A 17,273-nucleotide genomic window follows, 5' to 3' on the forward strand; every position below is an offset into this window, starting at 1 on the left:
AACGAATCGCCCGATATCCGTCGTCACGACGCATCCCTCAAGATCGTGCGAAACCCGATATGCGATGCGCCGAGATCCGCTTCCTGTTGTTCGCGCGACGATGCGCGATAGCGCACGCAGTAATCGCGCGAACACAGGAACGAGCCGCCCTTGATGACCATCGGCGTATCGTGCCGGTGCGTCGGCGGTGCAACGGCCGCCGTGTCGCCGTTCGTATGCGACTGATGCGGGCCCGTGTACGCATCCTTCGTCCATTCCCACGCGTTGCCGATCATGTCGTAAAGACGAAAGCCGTTCGCCGCATAGCAGCCGACGGGCGCCAGCCCCGCGTGACCGTCCTCGGCCGAGTCGAGCACCGGAAACGCGCCCTGCCAGTAGTTCGCGGCCGGCTTGCCCTGCGCATCGCGCGGCGCCGCATCGAGCGAGGCGTCGTCGCGGCCGGCCTTGCCCGCGTATTCCCATTCGGCCTCGGTCGGCAGGTCGCGGCCGAGCCAGTGCGCATACGCGAGCGCATCGCGCTGCGTGACGAGCGTCACCGGCAGGTTGCCGAGCCCGTCCACGTCGCTGCCGGGCCCGCGCGGATGCCGCCACGACGCGCCCTTCACCCACGACCACCATGCGAGGTCCCGCGTATTCATCTCGTCGCGCGTGGGCGCATGGAACACCGCCGCGCCGCCCTGTTGCTCGGCCTCGGTCACGTAACCGGTGGCCTGCACGAAGGCCGCGAACTGCGCGATCGTCACGTCGGTCTGGTCGATCCAGAAGCCGCCGACACGCGTCTTGCCGTCGCCGGCCGGACGCTCGTCCGCATAACCGCGCGTGCTGCCGAACACGAACGCGCCGCCGCGCAAGTGCACCATTCCCGCCTTCGGATCGTCGCGCCACTTCGCCGGCAGCCCCGAATAGCGCTTGCACTCCCGCTCCGAGCCGAGCGGCGCGAGCGCGCGGCCGCGATTCAGCGCGTCGAACGCGCCGCCTGCCGGCGCCGCCGGATTCGCATAGCCCACCGCGAACGCGGCAGCGAACAGCGTGGCGGCCAGCGCCGCGCCGATCGTCCAGAAACGCAACCGCATCGTGTCGCCTCGCGATCAGTAGTAGCCGCGCGGACGCAGCGGCTCGACGCCACCGACATTGCTCATGTAGGTCTTCCACTGATCGACCAGCGTGCCGATCACCGACGGGTTCTGCGCCGACACGTCGGTCGTCTCGCCACGGTCCGCCGCGAGATCGTAAAGCTGCCAGTGACCGTCGAGCGGGCCGAGCGGCGGCTCGGTCCACAATGCCTTCCAGCGACCGTCGGCGCTGCGCAGATACGCGCGGCCGTATGCTTCGTCGCCGAACGGCGTCGTATGCACTTCGCCCGTCGTCGAACCGGTGAGCACCGGCAGCAGCGACTGGCCCGTCACCGGATACACGTAGCGGTTGTTGTAAATGACCTTGCCCTTGTTCTGGTCGACGCCCGTCAGCGTGTTCACGAGCGGCGGCGCCGGTTGCGACGGCGGCGTGACGCCCGCGACCGCGAGGAACGTCGCCGTGTTGTCGGTCACGTGCGTGAATGCGCGCAGCGTCGGCAACGGTTGCGACTGGCCCGGCAGGTGCACGATCGTCGGCGTCGACACGCCGCCTTCGCCCGAATAGCCCTTCGTGAGCCGGAACGGCGCCGCGCTGACTTCGGCCCAGCGCAGCCCGTACTGCAGGCGCTGCGCGTTCTGCTTGCCGTTGTCGGTGCCGAGCGCCGAATAGGTGGGCTCCTGCGCGTTCGCGGTGTCGGTTGCGGTCGGGTCCGCGCCGGAATCGATCGGCCAGCCCTCCGCGCCGTTGTCCGACTGGAACATGATGAACGTATTGTCGTATTCGCCGATGTCCTTCAGATGCTGGATCAGGAGTCCGATGTTGTAGTCGAGGTTCTCGACCATCCCCGCATAGATCTCCATGTAGCGCGCCTGGGCCTTGCGTTCGGCCGGCGACAGGCTCGACCACAGCTTGTCGACCTTGCCGGTGCCGTAGTCGCTGTAGCCGTCCGCGGCCGAATGCACCGCGCTGATGTACTTCGCGTTCGCGGTGCCGTTGTTCGCGGTCGCGGGCGATGCCGCCGTCGTCTCCGGCAGCCCGTCGAACGGCTTGAAATCGGCGGGAATCAGGCCGAGCGCCTTCTGTCGTGCGATCCGCGCGTTGCGGATCGCGTCGTAGCCGGCGTCGTACACGCCCGCGTACTTGTGCAGCCACGGATCGGGCACCTGCAGCGGCCAGTGCGGCGACGTGTAGGCCGCGTACGCGAAGAACGGCTTGCCGTCCTGCTTGTTCGCATCGATGTACGAGATCAGCTTCTGCGTATAGAAATCGGTCGAATAGAACACGGCCGGGCTGCCGCCCGTACCGCCCGGTTGCCCGGGCTGGCCCGGCTGCACATAGCGGCCGTCTTCCGTGTAGTTCGACGAGCCGGCAGGCTCGTGCGCGAAGTGATTCGTCGCCGCGCCGCCGAGCAGCACGTAGCTGCGCTCGAAGCCCCACTGGTCGGGCGTCTGCCCGCTGCCCGTCGCACTGCCGACGATGCCCGAGCCGATGTGCCACTTGCCCGCGATATACGTGTGATAGCCGGCGTCCTTCAGCAGTTGCGCGAACGACAGCGCGCGATCGTTCAGATAGCCCTCGTAGCCGGGCAGCCCGCGCCGCTCGTCGGTCGGCACGCCCATCGTGCCTTCGCCGACGAGATGGTGATCGGTGCCCGACACCAGCATCGCGCGCGTGATCGCGCAGACGGTGCCCGTGTGGTGGTTCGACAGGATGCGGCCCGACGCGACGAGCGCGTCGAGGTTCGGCGTGTTGATCTCACCGCCGAACGCATGGATGTCGGAATAGCCGAGATCGTCGGCCATGATGTACAGGATGTTCGGGCGCTTGGCCGGGGGCGTCGCGCTGGCCTGCGGCGGCGGAGCGCTGTCGACGCCACCGCACGACGCGAGCGACACCGCGCCGGCAATCGCGGCGCAAACGACACGGAAACGAAAAGCATGCAACGGCGACGCGGACTTTTTCATTCTTGTTGACGCTCGATCTACGGGAGCGGCGATCTTAGCGTTGCTCGCGCAGCGCCCAAAGTCGGATTCGTCACATGCTAACGGGGTGGGGGAATATTGCGGTGCGCGTCGTCCGCCACGCGCCGCGCCGACATGTGTCAGCGGCGCTCGCCGCTCGCGTCGTCCGACGCCAGCATCTGCGGAATCTCGTCGACCAGCGCATCGACGACCACCCGCACCTTCGACGGCACGTGACGCGCCGCCGGCCGCACCACGAACACCTCGGCGCCCGACACGCTGTTGCTGTCCATCACGAGCGCAAGGCGGCCGTCGCGCTCGTACGGCGCCATCAGCCAGCACGGCAGCCACGCAAGACCCGCGCCGGCCGCAGCCGCATCGGCGATCGCCTGCAGGTCGTCCAACCGCAGCCGGCCGGCCGCGCGATGGTCGTGCACCGCGCCGTCCGCGCCGATGATCCGCCACGGCGTCGGCTGTCCGCCGCGCGAATACGCGATGCCGACGTGCGACGCGAGTTCGTCGAGCCCCGACGGCCGGCCGTGACGCGCGAGATACGCGGGCGATGCGCAGATGCCCATCCGCTGCACGCCGAGCTTCCGGCCGACCAGCGCGCTCGTATCGGCCAGCTCGCCAATGCGCACCGCCAGGTCGAAACCGTCGTTGACGAGATCGGCCACGCGGTCGCTGAACGACATGTCGATTTCGAGCCGCGGATGGCGCTCGACGAGGCGCCGCATGACGGGCGCCACGCACTGCCGTCCGAACAGCACGGGCACGCTGATGCGCACGCGCCCGGCCGGCTCGCGGCGGCCCGCGTCGAGCGCGGCCTCCGTCTCGCCCAGTTCGGCGAGCAGCCGCCGGCATTGCTCGTAATAGACGAGCCCTTCGTCGGTCAGGCCGAGCTGGCGCGTCGTGCGCTGCAACAGCCGCGCACCGAGACGGAGTTCGAGCCGCGCGACGATCTTCGCGACGGCCGAGCGCGTCATGCCGAGGCGCAGCGCCGCCGCCGCGAAGCTGCCCGATTCCACCACGTCGACAAATTCGGCGACGCCCCTCAGCCGTTCATCCATGCCGCTCCGCTCCCGTGCGATGACAGGGTTGTTTCCATGCCGGCGACAATCGTTGGCCGAATTCTCGCCAATGCGTCCACCCGCGCAACACTATGATAGTCCCGACTATCTCGAAAAAGGAGTCGACATGCATGCATGGCAAATCAAACCGGGCGACGGCATTGCCGGGCTCCGGCGCATCGACGCGACGCTGCGGCCGGTCGGGCCGACCGATGTCGTCGTCAAGATCCATTCGGCCGCGCTGAACTATCGCGATCTGATGTTCGCGCGCGGCGACTATCTGGGGATCGGTAAGGAAGCGCTGATCCCGGTCGCCGACGGCGCCGGCGAAGTGGTCGAGACCGGCCGCGACGTCACGCGCTTCAGGCCGGGCGACCGCGTGATCAACACCTACTTCCCGCGCTGGATCGACGGGCCGCCGACGCCGCACAAAGTGTCGGGTTCGCCCGGCGCACAATTCGATGGCGTGCTGGCCGAACGCTTCGTCGCCGACGAAACCGCGCTGGTTGCGATTCCCGCGCATCTCGACTACGACGAAGCGGCGACGCTGTCGTGCGCGGGCGTCACCGCGTGGAACGCGCTGTTCGTCGGCGGCGGATTGAAGCCCGGCGCGACCGTCGTGCTGCTCGGCACCGGTGGCGTATCGATCATCGCGCTGCAGCTCGCGCAGGCGACGGGGTTGCGCACGATCGTCACGTCGTCGAGCGACGCGAAGCTCGAACGCGCCCGTGCACTCGGTGCGGACGCAACGATCAACTATCGGACGACGCCCGAATGGCAACATGAAGTATTGCGGCTCACCGGCGGCGCGGGCGCGGATCTCGTCGTCGAAGTCGGCGGCCGCGATACGCTGCCGCGCTCGATCGCCGCGACGAAGCTCGGCGGCATCGTGTCGATCATCGGAGGCCTCAGCAGCTTCGGCGGGCCGGTACTCGATCTGCTGCCGCTGATCGGCGGCGTCAAGCAACTGCACGGCTTCATGGTCGGCAGCCGCGCGATGCTCGACGACGTCGTGCGGCTCGTCGACGCGAAGCGGATCGAGCCGGTGGTCGATCGCGTGTTCGGCTTCGACGAAGCGCCGCAAGCGTATGCGTACCTGCAATCGGGGCAGCACTTCGGCAAGGTGGTGATTCGCGTCGCGTCGTAACGCCTGAGGGCGGCACACGCCGCCCTCTCCCGCATCCTCCCTCTCCGTTCCCCGTCTTCCCGTCCAAAGCGCATTCGCGCAAATGCTTTTCCGAATCCGTTATTGGATCGCGCCGCCCTGCATTTTTATACTCGTCAGCACTCTCTGTTAAAGAGTGCCAGCCAATTTCGACAGAACAGCACAGGACGAAAAAATGAGCCTACGCCCCTTGCACGACCGCGTGATCGTGAAGCGACTCGACCAGGAAACCACCACCGCATCGGGCATCGTGATTCCCGATAGCGCCGCCGAAAAACCCGACCAGGGCGAAGTGATCGCCGTCGGCCCCGGCCGCAAGGACACGGACGGCCAGCGCATCGTGCCCGACCTGCAGGTCGGCGAGCGCGTGCTGTTCGGCAAGTACGCGGGGCAAGCCGTCAAGGTGGACGGCAACGAGTTTCTCGTGCTGCGCGAAGAAGACATCGTCGCGGTCGTCAATCAATAACGGAGCGCAATCATGGCAGCCAAGGAAATCATTTTCAGCGACATCGCACGGTCGAAGCTGACCGAAGGCGTGAACATTCTCGCGAACGCGGTGAAGGTCACGCTCGGACCGAAGGGCCGCAACGTCGTGCTCGAACGCAGCTTCGGCGCGCCCGTCGTCACGAAGGACGGCGTGTCGGTCGCGAAGGAAATCGAACTCGCGGACAAGCTGCAGAACATCGGCGCGCAGCTCGTGAAGGAAGTCGCGTCGCGCACCAGCGACGCGGCTGGCGACGGCACGACGACGGCCACCGTGCTCGCGCAGGCAATCGTCCGCGAAGGCCAGAAGTACGTCGCGGCCGGGCTCAATCCGCTCGACCTGAAGCGCGGCATCGACAAGGCCGTCGCGTCGGCCGTCGACGAATTGAAGAAGATCAGCAAGCCGACCACCACGAGCAAGGAAATCGCGCAGGTCGCGACGATCTCCGCGAACGGCGAGGAATCGATCGGCCAGCGCATCGCCGAAGCGATCGACCGCGTCGGCAAGGAAGGCGTGATCACCGTCGAGGACGGCAAGTCGCTCGCCGACGAGCTCGACGTCGTCGAAGGGCTGCAGTTCGATCGCGGCTACCTGTCGCCGTATTTCATCAACAATCCGGACAAGCAGATCGCCGAGATCGAAAACCCGTACATCCTGCTGCACGACAAGAAGATCTCGAACATCCGCGACCTGCTGCCGGTGCTCGAACAGGTCGCGAAGTCGGGCCGGCCGCTGCTGATCATCGCGGAAGACGTCGAAGGCGAAGCGCTCGCGACGCTCGTCGTGAACAACATCCGCGGGATCCTGAAGACGGTCGCGGTCAAGGCGCCGGGCTTCGGCGATCGCCGCAAGGCGCTGCTCGAGGACATCGCGATCCTCACCGGCGGCCAGGTCATCGCCGAGGAAACGGGCCTGACGCTCGAAAAGGCCACGCTCGCCGAACTCGGCCAGGCGAAGCGCATCGAGGTCGGCAAGGAAAACACCACGGTGATCGACGGCGCGGGCGATGCGAAGAACATCGAGGCGCGCGTGAAGCAGATCCGCGTGCAGATCGAAGAGGCGACGTCCGACTACGACCGCGAGAAGCTGCAGGAACGCGTCGCGAAGCTCGCGGGCGGCGTGGCGGTGATCAAGGTCGGCGGCGCGACCGAAATCGAGGTGAAGGAGAAAAAGGATCGCGTCGACGACGCGCTGCACGCCACGCGCGCGGCCGTCGAGGAAGGCATCGTGCCGGGCGGCGGCGTCGCGCTGATCCGCGTGCGGCAGGCGATCCGCGAACTGAAGGGCGCGAACGCCGACCAGGACGCCGGCATCAAGATCGTGCTGCGCGCGCTGGAAGAACCGCTGCGCCAGATCGTCACGAATGCGGGCGAGGAAGCGAGCGTCGTCGTCGCGAAGGTCGCGGAAGGCACGGGCAACTTCGGCTACAACGCGCAGACGGGCGAGTACGGCGACCTCGTCGAATCGGGCGTGCTCGATCCGACCAAGGTTACGCGCACCGCGCTGCAGAATGCGGCGTCGGTGGCCGGGCTGCTGCTGACGACCGATGCGACCGTGTTCGAAGCGCCGAAGGATGCGGCGCCGGCCGCCGCGCCGGGCGGCCCCGGCGCGGGCGGGCCGGGATTCGATTTCTGACGATGCGACAGCGTGCGCGCCGGTTTGTCGGCGTGCGCGCGGTTGGGCAGGGTCCTGCAACGCGTGGCGACAAAAGTCGTCACGCGTTTTTCTTTAAGACCGACCGTGTACGGAGCCGTTGGCGCACACCAAACGTGCTGGTGCGCGCCCTGCCGCACGAGCGCGCATCTCTGGCAGTGCAACAACGCTCGACTCACATGCCTTTACGACCTTTTTACTTGCACCTGCGCACCCGTTCACTAGAATGGGTTCGCCATCCACGACCGAGCACGCGCCATGCGCATCCGAAGTCCTCGTCCTCCGAGTTGCTTTTTCGCCTGACAGGCCGGACGCCTGCGTCTCCTTCCCGAGCCACCGTCCTGCCGCAGACGGACGATGCGCGCCGTAGTCCTTTCCGCGCACGCTTGAACGCGATGTCGATACGGTCGTCACGCATCGCAATGCGTGCGTTCGAGCACGGGCATGCGACGCAAGCCGCGTGACGACGCGTGATCGATCCGCCGATTCTAGCCAGTTGCCTTGCATCACCTATTTCATTCACGGGGCCTTCCGCTTCCGCAACATCGCGTGCCCCGTCTCGATCGTCTTTCATACAGGAGCCGTGAAATGATGCTGGGTTTGACGTTCTGGAAACACGTGATCGGCAGGCGGACCGAAACCCTCCACGAGGCGCGAACGACGGCGCACGACCGCCGTCGCCGGGTGTCGAGAACGCTCGTACTGGCGAGCGCCGCGGTCGCGTTCGCGGCAATCGCGTTCGGTGCGCCGGTCGTCGGCATTTCGGTGTTTCTGCTGACAACGCTGCCGTTCGTGCTGTCGGGCACTTGAGGCCATCCGCATCGGGCGCGACGCCATCGCCGTTCGATACGAAATTTTAGTGCCCGCCCACCGCGTATCTGACACCGTCTTTACGCGCGCTTGTCTAGGATTTCCCTGTCATCCCGACACGGAGCAATCCGCATGCAAACGCAGCAGGCCGCCGTCGGCGGCCAATCCCCCCTCCCTCACCGACGCGGCAGCAACCCGTTCGCGACCCGGCTCGCCGACGCCTGTCCACCGGACAACATCGTGCTCGATGTGCCCGTGGAAAGCGCGAGCCAGTTGTTCGACCTGGCCGCACGCCATGTCGCGAGTTGTCGCGGCGTATCCGCTGAGCGGATCCGAGCCGAACTGATCAAGCGCGAGCAACTCGGCTCGACCGGCCTTGGGCAAGGCGTCGCGATTCCACACGCACGCATCGACGGGCTCCGCTCGTCCGTCGCGCTGTTCGTTCGCGCGCGGTATCCGTTCGGATTCAACGCGCCGGACCGCAAGCCCGTGCGCGAATTCATCGTGCTGGTGCTGCCGCACGCGGACGACCGCGTGCATCTCGAACTGCTCGCCGACGCCGCGCGATGGTTCAGCGAACGCGCGATCCGGCAGGCGTCGCGCGATGCGCGAACGCCCGACGAGATTCACCGGCTCATGCAACGCACTGTTTGACCCGACATCGTGCAACGACAGGCATCTCCTTCATCATTTCGGATTCCCATGTTCCCAGACCCTGATACTTCCACTCGACGCGCGGCCGGGCTGACCCGCTCGCTGCCTTTCATGCAGGCGCTGCACGGACAGACCGTCGTCGTCGTCGACGGCGGTACCGCAAGCAACGCCACCTCGCGCTCCGCCTTCGCGCAGGATGTCGCGCTGCTCGCGCTCACCGGCATCCGTCCGATCGTGATCCAGAGCATCCCGACCGCGTCCGGCACGCAATCGGTCCACACCGTGCATGCGGCCATGACCGGCGTCAATCATGAACTGGTGCGCCTGATCGGCAGCCACGGCGCGCGGGCGATCGGAATCGACGGTCACGACGGCGGCTTGCTGGTTGCCGGCGCTGAACCCGACTGCGCGAGCACGAGCACGGTCGCACGATTCGACAGCGCTGCGTTAAACGCGTTTCTCGACAATGGACTGGTGCCCGTCGTGATGCCGGTCGCACCGGACGACGCGGGCCACGATCGGCTGCTGCGCCCGGAGCGGCTCGGCAGCCTGTTCGCGCAACGCACGGGCGCCGTCACGCTGGTGATGATGGTCGACAGCGCATGGCTGCGCGAACTCGGCGAGCTTGCCGGCCTGTACGGCATCACGGAACTCGAGCAATGGCTGGCCGAGCATCCGGCCGCCGACGCGGCGCCGTGCGTGCGCGACGCGCTCGATGCGCTTGCACACGGCGTGCAGAACGTGCACCTCGCCGATATCGGGCAACCCGATTCGCTGATCGACGAACTGTTGACGGAGGAAGGATCGGGCGTGGTGTTCTGCCGGCGCGGCAACACCGATCTGCTGTCGGAAACCCGTCGCTACTTCGCCGATTCGGCGTGCGTGCTGCGCGACGGGTTCAGCGTCGAGCAGAAGCCGGTCGTGCGCTTCTGACCGGGCAGCATAAAAATGCTTGCGGCGGCCCGCGAAGGCCGCCGCAAGCGGACCACATCAACATCGGCGCAACGAAAGCGTCAGCGTCGCGCCGCCAGTCTCCTCACGACACTCACCAGCGCATCGACTTCATCGCACGTGTTGTAGAACGCGAGCGACGGCCGCACCGTGGCTTCGAGCCCGAAACGCCGCAGGATCGGCTGCGCGCAGTGATGCCCCGAGCGCACCGCGATGCCCTCTTCGTTCAGCGCCTGCCCGACTTCCTCGGTTTCATAGCCCTTCAGCACGAACGACAGCACGCTCGCCTTGTCACGCGCGGTACCGACGAGCCGCACGCCCGGCACCGGCGCGAGCACGCTCGTTGCATACGCGAGCAAATCGTGCTCGTAGCGCGCGATGTTCTCGATGCCGACACGGTTCACGTAGTCGAGCGCCGCGCCGAGCCCCACCGCATCCGCGATGTTGCCTGTGCCGGCTTCGAAGCGGTTCGGCGGCGGCTGGAACACCGTGCGCTCGAACGTCACGTCCGCGATCATGTTGCCGCCCCCCTGCCACGGCGGCATGTCGTCGAGAATCGCGCGCTTGCCGTACACGACGCCGATCCCGGTCGGCCCGTAGATCTTGTGCCCGGAGAACACGAAGAAATCCGCATCGAGCGCCTGCACGTCCACACGCATGTGCGAGATCGACTGCGCACCGTCGACGAGCGCCTTCGCGCCCGCGCGATGCGCGAGCTCGACGATCTCCTTCACCGGCACGACCGTGCCGAGCGCGTTCGACACCTGCGTGACGGACACGATCTTCGTGCGATCGTTGAGCAGCTTCCGGTATTCGTCGAGCAGCACCTGCCCCGAATCGTCGACCGGAATCACGCGCAGCTTCGCCCCCTTCTGCGCGGCAAGCTGCTGCCACGGCACGATGTTCGCGTGATGCTCGAGATGCGACACGACGATCTCGTCGCCTTCGCCGACGTTCTGCACGCCCCACGTCTTCGCGATCAGGTTGATCGCCTCGGTCGTGCCGCGCACGAACACGATCTCGTCGGGCGACGATGCGCCGATGAAGCGCTGCACCGTTTCCCGTGCATGCTCGTACGCATCCGTCGCGCGGCCGGCCAGTGCGTGCGCCGCGCGGTGGATGTTCGAGTTCTCGTGTGCATAGAAGTATGCGAGGCGGTCGATCACGGCCTGCGGCTTGTGCGTCGTCGCCGCGTTGTCGAACCAGACGAGCTGCTTGCCGTTCACGCGCTCCTGCAGGATCGGGAAATCGCGGCGGATCGCGTTCACGTCGAACGGCGGATGCGCGCCGCGATACAACTGGCCTTGCGGCTCGGCTGCCTGCGCATCGTCGATGAAATAACGCGGCACATCCGCGCCCGATGCACCCGACGCACGTGATACCGGCACGTCGCGATGCACGGCGAGCAGCGCGCGCAGCGCGTCATCGCCCGGCAGCCCGAACGCTTCCGGCGACGCCAGCCCGTTCGACGGTACGACGATGTCCTGCGGCGTCGCCTGCCAGCCTTGCAGCGAACCGTCGGTGAAGTAGTATGGCGACGCCTTGGCCGCACCTTCCGGTGCCGGCGCATTGACCTGCGGCACACCGAGCGCCGCGCCGCCGACACGCGGTTCGAGCGCGGGCGCGATCGACACCGCGTTGTCGGGCAGCCCGTTCTGCGCGGCCGCATGCGGCGCAAGCGCGGGTGCGCGGTTGCCGAGCGACAGCACGTGCGTCGGCGCGGACGGCGCGAGGTTCGCGCCCGGTACCTTGCCTTGCGGCAACGCAAGACCCGGCACACCGGTGCCCGCCCCGCCCGGGCCCGCGAGCGGCGAACCGCCCGGCACCGGGTTGCTCACCGACGCGAGGATCGGCGCCGCGGCCGGCAAGGCCGACGGCACGCCGCCGACCGCGCCGCTACCCGCCGACAGCCCGGGCGCGGTGGCCTGCCCGGGCGGCGTCGCGAAGAACTCGGACGCGAGCCGCGCGAGCGTCGCCGGGTCGGGCAAGCCGGCCGGCAGCGGCGCGTGCGGCAGCGCGTGCGCGTCGCCGCCGGCCAGGCCGGGATTAACGGTAGGTGTCGGGATAGTCATGGAACTTGGCGATTTCGACGTCATCGAGGACAGCCAGCGCATCCGGCGAATGGACCGCGAGCGAGCAATACAGCGAGATCAGGTACGACGCGATCGCCTGGTTGTTGATCCCCATGAAGCGCACCGACAGGCCCGGCCCCTGCTCGCCCGCGACGCCCGGCTGGTACAGGCCGACGACGCCCTGGCGCTTGTCGCCGACGCGCAGCAGCAGGATCTTGGTCTTGCCGTCCGCGACCGGCACCTTGTCCGACGGAATCAGCGGAATGCCGCGCCACGTGAGGAACTGCGAGCCGAACAGGCTGACCGTCGGCGGCGGCACGCCGCGCCGCGTGCATTCGCGGCCGAACGCGGCGATCGCGAGCGGGTGCGTGAGGAAGAATGCCGGCTCCTTCCACACCTTCGTCAGCAGCTCGTCGAGATCGTCCGGCGTCGGCGCGCCCGTCAGCGGGAAGATCCGCTGTTCGTCGGTCACGTTCGCGAGCAGCCCGTAATCGGGATTGTTGATCAGCTGGCTTTCCTGCAGCTCCTTGATCGTCTCGATCGTCAGGCGCAGCTGTTCCTTGATCTGGTCATGAGGACTGCTGTAAAGATCGGAGATCCGCGTATGCACGTCGAGCACCGTGCTCACCGCATTCAGGAAGTACTCGCGCGGCTGTTCCTCGTACGGTACGAAGGTCTGCGGCAGCACGCTTTCGTCCTCGAGCTGCGTGCACGCGGCGCGCACCGCCTCCGGGTTCTTCACCTGGTTCAGGCGGTAGATGCCGGCCTCGACCGGCACCCATTGCAGCAGATGGGTCAGCCAGCGCGGCGTGATCGTGGAAAGCTGCGGGACGGTCTTGGTAGCGTTCGCTAGTTGGCGGGCGGCGTGATCGCTCAGCGCGGCCGTGCCGCTTGCAACGGTCGACATGTGTGGCTCCGGGTTCTTAAGATGAAAAACGGGATTGCTTATGACGCTGGGTGATTATCGGGAGCACGCCCTTGCCGGCTCAACATGCTATAGCCGTCAGGTCGTGCACCCGAAAGGGGAAAACGATGGGGGCGGCCTCAGGTGACGTACGCGCCCGGCAGTAGCGTCGAGATCGACACGTCGAACGCGCGCGCGATCTTGTCGGCCGTGACGATCGACGCGATCGCTTCGCCGCGCTCGATCTCGCCGACATACGAGCGGTTCAGCCCCGCATGCTCGGCCAGCTGCTCCTGCGACCACGTACGCGCTTCGCGCAGTTTGCGCACGTTGGCGCCGAAGTGATGGATGAGGTCGCTCATCGCGCCTCCTAGGCGACGCGGGCCGCCGTGCGCGGCGCGGCATTCGCTTCGCTGCGCAGCACGGCCTGCGTGACGTTTTCGCCGGCCGGCACGTCCTGCGTGAGCCACACGTTGCCGCCGATCACCGCGCCGCGCCCGATCGTCACGCGGCCGAGAATCGTTGCGCCCGCATAGATGACCACGTCGTCCTCGACGATCGGATGGCGCGCGAGCCCTTTCTCCAGATGGCCGGCCGCATCGCGCGGGAAGCGCTTCGCGCCGAGCGTGACGGCCTGGTACACGCGCACGCGCTCGCCGATGATCGCCGTCTCGCCGATCACGACGCCCGTGCCGTGGTCGATGAAGAAACCCGCGCCGATGCGCGCGCCCGGATGGATGTCGATACCGGTTTCCGCATGCGCCTGCTCGGCGATGATCCGCGCGAGCAGCGGCAGGCCGAGCCCGTACAGCTCGTGCGCGAGCCGATGGTGGATCATCGCGAGGATGCCCGGATAGCACAGCAGCACCTCGTCGACGCTGCCGGCCGCCGGATCGCCGTGGAAGGCCGCCAGCACGTCGCTGTCGAGCAGCCGGCGAATCTCGGGCAGGCGCGCGGCGAACGCCTGTACGGCCTTCGACGCGACTTCGTCGACGTTGTCCACCGGCCCGTCGGCGTTGCGCTGGCGCGCCGCGTAGCGCAATTCGAGCGTCACCTGCGTGAGCAGCGCGTTCAACGCCGCGTCGAGCGCGTGAGCGACGTGGAGGTTCTCGCTCTCCTGCCGCAGGTCGGGCGGCCCGAGCCGCATCGGGAACAGCACCCCCTTCAGCCCGCCGACGATCTGCGCGAGCGCCTCGCGCGCCGGCAAATCGCGCCCGCCCGGTTCGAGCGAGCGCCGCTGCTTTTCGCGCCACGCGCGGCGCACCGTCTGCAGCGACTGAACGATGTCGTCGATATCGAATGCGGCCATGCTGCTTTCTCCCCGTAACGGCCGTGAATCAATCCTGCGCCCACGGCAGGCCGCGGAAGCGCCAGCCGTTGTGGCCGCCGCGATGCTGCCGTTCGTCGAGGTCGCCCTCGAAGCCTTCGAGCACATTGAATACCTGCGTGAAACCACCCTTCGTTGCTGCCTCGGCCGCCTGGGCGGAGCGGTTGCCGCTGCGGCACAACAACAGCACGACCGCGTCCTTGCCGGTCTTCGCTTCCAGCTCGCGCACGAAGCGCGGGTTGCGCGTCAGGCTCGTGCCGGTCGCCCACGGCACGTGCAACGACTCCGGCACGTAACCGACGAATTTCCGTTCCTCGGCCGTGCGCACGTCCACCAGCACTGCGTCGCCCGCCGCGAACAGCGCCCACGCGGCTTCGGGCGCGACGCCGCCCGCGTAGGGCGTGCCGGCCGCCAGGGCCGCCGCGCGCGCGTCTTCGAGCGCCTGTTGCGCAGCGGTGCGTTCTTCCAGTTCAACCGTCATGACACTTCCTTGTATTCTCAGATTCGTATGAACAAAGACACCGGGAATGCGGCTGTCGCAGCTTGCGTGCTGTCTATAGCCGTCAGCGCCACTATGCGAGTGCGGCCGGGGAAGCAGAACCAATAAAAATTCATTTCCTAATCAGCGCCGTGGGGAATGCAATAGCAGACGCGCGCTATCGATGCGCGGTCGCCGACGGGAGGGAAAGGAAGGACGGGGGCCGTTCGATGTCGTGCATCGAAGGGATTCAAAAGGAGGAGAACGATCGGCGCGGCATGCGGCGCATCGTCATGGAATCCGGAATGAAGCGGATCACGCGACGCATCGACGAAGCCACCGAGCCTCGCCGATGCATGTGTTCTTCAGTACGTCACACTACCGGGTCGACCACCGCGACTGGCGCGCCACGCGCCTCGATATCGCGCCCCGCGAGCAGACACAGATCCTCGCGATGATGCGTGGCGACCACCTGCACACCCACCGGCACGCCGTTCACGACCGACGTCGTGACGGTCAGCCCCGGCAGCCCCATCGCGGGCAGCGCGCGCAACGTGAGCTGCGCTTCCCACACGCGTTCGAAGCCGTCCGGCCCTTGTCGGTCGAGATCGTCGGGGAACGGCAGTTCCGATGAAACAGGCAGCAGCAACACCGGATATTCATCGAGGAACAGCCGCCACTCTCGCGTCAACGTCGTGCGTCGGAACAGCGCGCGGCTGATCACGTCGGCCGGCAGATCGCGCACCTTGCCGCGCACGGCGGCGATCACCGCAGCCGCGCCCGGATCGCCGTCCTGCTCGACCGAGTTCGCCAGCGCGTCGAAGCCATCGCCGAGCCACAGCTGTTCCTGCAGCAGCGCGGCCTCGCGCATCGGCGGCGTATCGTCGATCTCGTCGACGGTCCAGCCGGCATCGACGAGCCGGCGCGCGGCATCGCGCAACGCGGCCTCGACTTCGGGCACGACCGCCAGGCCGCGCGGACGCACGCACAGCGCCGCGCGCTTCGGCACCGCACGCCCATCGAACGGCACCGCGACGTGCCACGGATCGCGCGGGTCCGGTGCGGCGAACGCCCGCAGCGCGAGCGAGAGATCGTCGATCGTGCGCGCGATCGGTCCGGCCGCCGACATCAGTTGCGCGCCGATCGCCCGCTCGGGCGACGACGCATTGAATGCCGGCACGCGACCGAGCGACGGCCGGATCCCGTGTACGCCGCATGCATAGGCCGGGTAGCGCACCGAGCCGCCGATGTCGGTGCCGACCGCGAGCGGACCGATCCCGGCTGCCACGGCCGCCGCCGCGCCGCCGCTCGATCCGCCCGGCGTCAGCGACGCATTGCGCGGATTGCGCGTATGACCATGCACGCGATTCGACGTGAACCAGCGCAGTGCGAACGTCGGCGAATTGGTGCGGCCGAGCAGCACTCCGCCGGCCTTGCGGATGTTGGCGACCACCGGGCTATCGGCGGGCGCGATCAGGTTTTCCTGCAGGCGCGTGCCGTTGGTCGTCGCGAAGCCGGCCTGATCGACGTTGATCTTCACGGTGACGGGTACGCCCGCGAGCGGCCCCGGATCATCGCCGCGCGCGATGGCGCGATCGACTTCGTCAGCCTGTCGCCGCACGTCGTCGGGGCGATGTTCGACCACCGCGTTGATCGCCGGATTCACCGCATCGAGACGATCGAGCACGGCGTCCGCCACTTCACGCGCGGACACGTCACGCTGCCGCACGCGTTTCGCGAGTTCGCTTGCCGACAGCTGCCAGAGTTCGGTCATGACTTCTCCTGGTGAAAGGACATCACAATCACTCGCGGCGCCGCGCTTCCTCACGAAAGCGCGGCGCCGCATGCGCTCACTGCGTATCCCGCTTCGCGCGCTCGGCGGCGGCGATGATCGCGTCGGCCACGGCCTTCGGCTGGCTCAGCATCGCGACGTGGCTCGCGTTCACCCGCGCGACCGTCGCGCCGATGCGCTTCGCCATCGCTTCCTGCAGCGTCGGATCGATCATCCGGTCGTGCGTCGCGACGACGAACGTCGACGGCTTCGCATGCCATGCGGCTTGCGCGACCTTCTCCGAGATGCACCCGCTATACCACGGCCCCTGGGTCGCGGCAACGATGCGCTGCTGCGCGGGCGGCAGATCCGGCGCGAAATCCTGCGCGATCGCCTTGTCCGACAGCCGCGCGAAACCGCCTGCGTCCTTGCGCAGTTCGCCGGCCCATGCCGGTGCCGGCAGCCCCTGCGTGACGTCGGCGATCGACTGGCCGTTGTCCGGCGCGAACGCCGCGACGTACACGAGCGACTTCACCTTGTCGTCGTTGCCCGCGTCGCTGATCACGACGCCCGCCCACGAATGGCCGACCAGCACGACCGGCCCCTTCTGTTCGTCGATCGTGCGCTTCGTCGCGGCCGCGTCGTCGGCGAGCGAGCTCAGCGGGTTCTGCACCGACACCACGTGCAGCCCGCGCGCCTCGAGCAGCGGAATCACGCGGTTCCAGCTCGACCCGTCGGCGAATGCGCCGTGCACGAGCACGACGTTGGTGCCCTTCAGGTCTTCCTTCGGTGCGGCTTGCGCCGCGACCGCACCGAACAGTCCGCCGATCATCGCGGCGGATACCAGAACGCGTTTCATCAAACCGGCCATCGTCATGCTCCATTCCTTATCGTGTCGT

16 protein-coding genes are annotated in these 17,273 nt (G+C 67.6%); 6 read left to right on the forward strand and 10 right to left on the reverse strand.

All coding sequences use genetic code 11. The annotated features are described in order from the left end of the window. Positions 1 to 23 precede the first annotated feature (23 nt). The 3 genes from A9Z05_RS15915 to A9Z05_RS15925 all read right to left on the reverse strand — a co-directional run bounded on the left by A9Z05_RS15915 (position 24) and on the right by A9Z05_RS15925 (position 4,105). Positions 24 to 1,073 (reverse strand): formylglycine-generating enzyme family protein, encoded by a 1,050-nt coding sequence (locus tag A9Z05_RS15915; protein WP_069618932.1) that lies wholly within the window; start codon positions 1,071 to 1,073, stop codon positions 24 to 26. A 15-nt stretch (positions 1,074 to 1,088) separates the two neighbouring features. Next, positions 1,089 to 3,038: an arylsulfatase gene (locus A9Z05_RS15920; protein ID WP_069618933.1), complete on the reverse strand. Its 1,950-nt coding sequence runs from the start codon at positions 3,036 to 3,038 to the stop codon at positions 1,089 to 1,091. A 137-nt stretch (positions 3,039 to 3,175) separates the two neighbouring features. Further along, positions 3,176 to 4,105: a LysR family transcriptional regulator gene (locus tag A9Z05_RS15925; protein ID WP_069618934.1), complete on the reverse strand. Its 930-nt coding sequence runs from the start codon at positions 4,103 to 4,105 to the stop codon at positions 3,176 to 3,178. 127 nt (positions 4,106 to 4,232) lie between these two features. On the opposite strand from A9Z05_RS15925, the gene A9Z05_RS15930 reads away from it, so the two are divergent. The 6 genes from A9Z05_RS15930 to A9Z05_RS15955 all read left to right on the forward strand — a co-directional run bounded on the left by A9Z05_RS15930 (position 4,233) and on the right by A9Z05_RS15955 (position 9,804). Beyond that, on the forward strand, positions 4,233 to 5,252 hold the full coding sequence (locus A9Z05_RS15930) for an NAD(P)-dependent alcohol dehydrogenase (RefSeq protein WP_069618935.1): 1,020 nt from the start codon (positions 4,233 to 4,235) through the stop codon (positions 5,250 to 5,252). A 193-nt stretch (positions 5,253 to 5,445) separates the two neighbouring features. Continuing rightward, on the forward strand, positions 5,446 to 5,736 hold the full coding sequence (locus tag A9Z05_RS15935; RefSeq protein ID WP_011694564.1) for a co-chaperone GroES: 291 nt from the start codon (positions 5,446 to 5,448) through the stop codon (positions 5,734 to 5,736). A gap of 12 nt (positions 5,737 to 5,748) precedes the next feature. Further along, positions 5,749 to 7,389, forward strand: coding sequence for a chaperonin GroEL (groL, locus tag A9Z05_RS15940; protein ID WP_069618936.1), 1,641 nt, complete (start codon positions 5,749 to 5,751; stop codon positions 7,387 to 7,389). A 567-nt stretch (positions 7,390 to 7,956) separates the two neighbouring features. After that, positions 7,957 to 8,217, forward strand: a complete 261-nt coding sequence (locus A9Z05_RS15945) for a hypothetical protein (RefSeq protein WP_256122005.1) — start codon at positions 7,957 to 7,959, stop codon at positions 8,215 to 8,217. A gap of 132 nt (positions 8,218 to 8,349) precedes the next feature. Further along, on the forward strand, positions 8,350 to 8,871 hold the full coding sequence (locus A9Z05_RS15950) for a PTS sugar transporter subunit IIA (protein ID WP_084044280.1): 522 nt from the start codon (positions 8,350 to 8,352) through the stop codon (positions 8,869 to 8,871). A gap of 48 nt (positions 8,872 to 8,919) precedes the next feature. Continuing rightward, positions 8,920 to 9,804, forward strand: a complete 885-nt coding sequence (locus A9Z05_RS15955; RefSeq protein ID WP_069618938.1) for an acetylglutamate kinase — start codon at positions 8,920 to 8,922, stop codon at positions 9,802 to 9,804. Positions 9,805 to 9,884: 80 nt separating this feature from the next. Here the strand turns inward: A9Z05_RS15955 and A9Z05_RS15960 are convergent, their stop codons facing one another. The 7 genes from A9Z05_RS15960 to A9Z05_RS15990 all read right to left on the reverse strand — a co-directional run bounded on the left by A9Z05_RS15960 (position 9,885) and on the right by A9Z05_RS15990 (position 17,245). Beyond that, a complete protein-coding gene (locus tag A9Z05_RS15960) occupies positions 9,885 to 11,894 on the reverse strand; it encodes a family 2A encapsulin nanocompartment cargo protein cysteine desulfurase (protein ID WP_069618939.1) in 2,010 nt (669 codons plus the stop codon). Then, on the reverse strand, positions 11,869 to 12,801 hold the full coding sequence (locus A9Z05_RS15965) for a family 2A encapsulin nanocompartment shell protein (RefSeq protein ID WP_006479760.1): 933 nt from the start codon (positions 12,799 to 12,801) through the stop codon (positions 11,869 to 11,871). The genes A9Z05_RS15960 and A9Z05_RS15965 overlap by 26 nt, the downstream gene beginning before the upstream one ends. Before the next feature lie 137 nt (positions 12,802 to 12,938). Further along, positions 12,939 to 13,160 carry a helix-turn-helix domain-containing protein gene (locus A9Z05_RS15970; protein ID WP_011356215.1) on the reverse strand — a complete coding sequence of 74 codons (222 nt, stop codon included), beginning with the start codon at positions 13,158 to 13,160 and terminating at the stop codon, positions 12,939 to 12,941. An 8-nt stretch (positions 13,161 to 13,168) separates the two neighbouring features. Further along, entirely contained in the window at positions 13,169 to 14,107 is a 939-nt protein-coding gene (gene epsC, locus A9Z05_RS15975) for a serine O-acetyltransferase EpsC (protein WP_069618940.1), read from the reverse strand. Positions 14,108 to 14,135: 28 nt separating this feature from the next. Next, positions 14,136 to 14,606 carry a rhodanese-like domain-containing protein gene (locus tag A9Z05_RS15980; protein WP_069618941.1) on the reverse strand — a complete coding sequence of 157 codons (471 nt, stop codon included), beginning with the start codon at positions 14,604 to 14,606 and terminating at the stop codon, positions 14,136 to 14,138. 370 nt (positions 14,607 to 14,976) lie between these two features. Then, positions 14,977 to 16,377 (reverse strand): amidase family protein, encoded by a 1,401-nt coding sequence (locus tag A9Z05_RS15985; RefSeq protein ID WP_069618942.1) that lies wholly within the window; start codon positions 16,375 to 16,377, stop codon positions 14,977 to 14,979. A gap of 76 nt (positions 16,378 to 16,453) precedes the next feature. Continuing rightward, the gene (locus tag A9Z05_RS15990) at positions 16,454 to 17,245 is read right to left on the reverse strand and encodes an alpha/beta fold hydrolase (RefSeq protein WP_069619069.1); all 792 of its coding nucleotides are present in this window, start codon (positions 17,243 to 17,245) and stop codon (positions 16,454 to 16,456) included. Between the last annotated feature and the right edge of the window lie 28 nt (positions 17,246 to 17,273).

Origin of the sequence: Burkholderia sp. A2, assembly GCF_001729305.1 — a bacterium.
In the GTDB taxonomy this organism is placed as follows: domain Bacteria; phylum Pseudomonadota; class Gammaproteobacteria; order Burkholderiales; family Burkholderiaceae; genus Burkholderia; species Burkholderia sola.

What these genes read in the sequence shown, in the direction of transcription:
- A9Z05_RS15935 (WP_011694564.1), top strand. Translation starts at nt 5,446, where the DNA reads ATGAGCCTACGCCCCTTGCACGACCGCGTGATCGTGAAGCGACTCGAC.
- groL (WP_069618936.1), top strand. Translation starts at nt 5,749, where the DNA reads ATGGCAGCCAAGGAAATCATTTTCAGCGACATCGCACGGTCGAAGCTG.
- A9Z05_RS15950 (WP_084044280.1), top strand. Translation starts at nt 8,350, where the DNA reads ATGCAAACGCAGCAGGCCGCCGTCGGCGGCCAATCCCCCCTCCCTCAC.
- A9Z05_RS15915 (WP_069618932.1), bottom strand. Translation starts at nt 1,073, where the DNA reads ATGCGGTTGCGTTTCTGGACGATCGGCGCGGCGCTGGCCGCCACGCTG.
- A9Z05_RS15980 (WP_069618941.1), bottom strand. Translation starts at nt 14,606, where the DNA reads ATGACGGTTGAACTGGAAGAACGCACCGCTGCGCAACAGGCGCTCGAA.
- A9Z05_RS15920 (WP_069618933.1), bottom strand. Translation starts at nt 3,038, where the DNA reads ATGAAAAAGTCCGCGTCGCCGTTGCATGCTTTTCGTTTCCGTGTCGTT.
- A9Z05_RS15925 (WP_069618934.1), bottom strand. Translation starts at nt 4,105, where the DNA reads ATGGATGAACGGCTGAGGGGCGTCGCCGAATTTGTCGACGTGGTGGAA.
- A9Z05_RS15955 (WP_069618938.1), top strand. Translation starts at nt 8,920, where the DNA reads ATGTTCCCAGACCCTGATACTTCCACTCGACGCGCGGCCGGGCTGACC.
- A9Z05_RS15990 (WP_069619069.1), bottom strand. Translation starts at nt 17,245, where the DNA reads ATGGCCGGTTTGATGAAACGCGTTCTGGTATCCGCCGCGATGATCGGC.
- A9Z05_RS15965 (WP_006479760.1), bottom strand. Translation starts at nt 12,801, where the DNA reads ATGTCGACCGTTGCAAGCGGCACGGCCGCGCTGAGCGATCACGCCGCC.
- A9Z05_RS15930 (WP_069618935.1), top strand. Translation starts at nt 4,233, where the DNA reads ATGCATGCATGGCAAATCAAACCGGGCGACGGCATTGCCGGGCTCCGG.
- A9Z05_RS15960 (WP_069618939.1), bottom strand. Translation starts at nt 11,894, where the DNA reads ATGACTATCCCGACACCTACCGTTAATCCCGGCCTGGCCGGCGGCGAC.
- A9Z05_RS15970 (WP_011356215.1), bottom strand. Translation starts at nt 13,160, where the DNA reads ATGAGCGACCTCATCCATCACTTCGGCGCCAACGTGCGCAAACTGCGC.
- A9Z05_RS15985 (WP_069618942.1), bottom strand. Translation starts at nt 16,377, where the DNA reads ATGACCGAACTCTGGCAGCTGTCGGCAAGCGAACTCGCGAAACGCGTG.
- epsC (WP_069618940.1), bottom strand. Translation starts at nt 14,107, where the DNA reads ATGGCCGCATTCGATATCGACGACATCGTTCAGTCGCTGCAGACGGTG.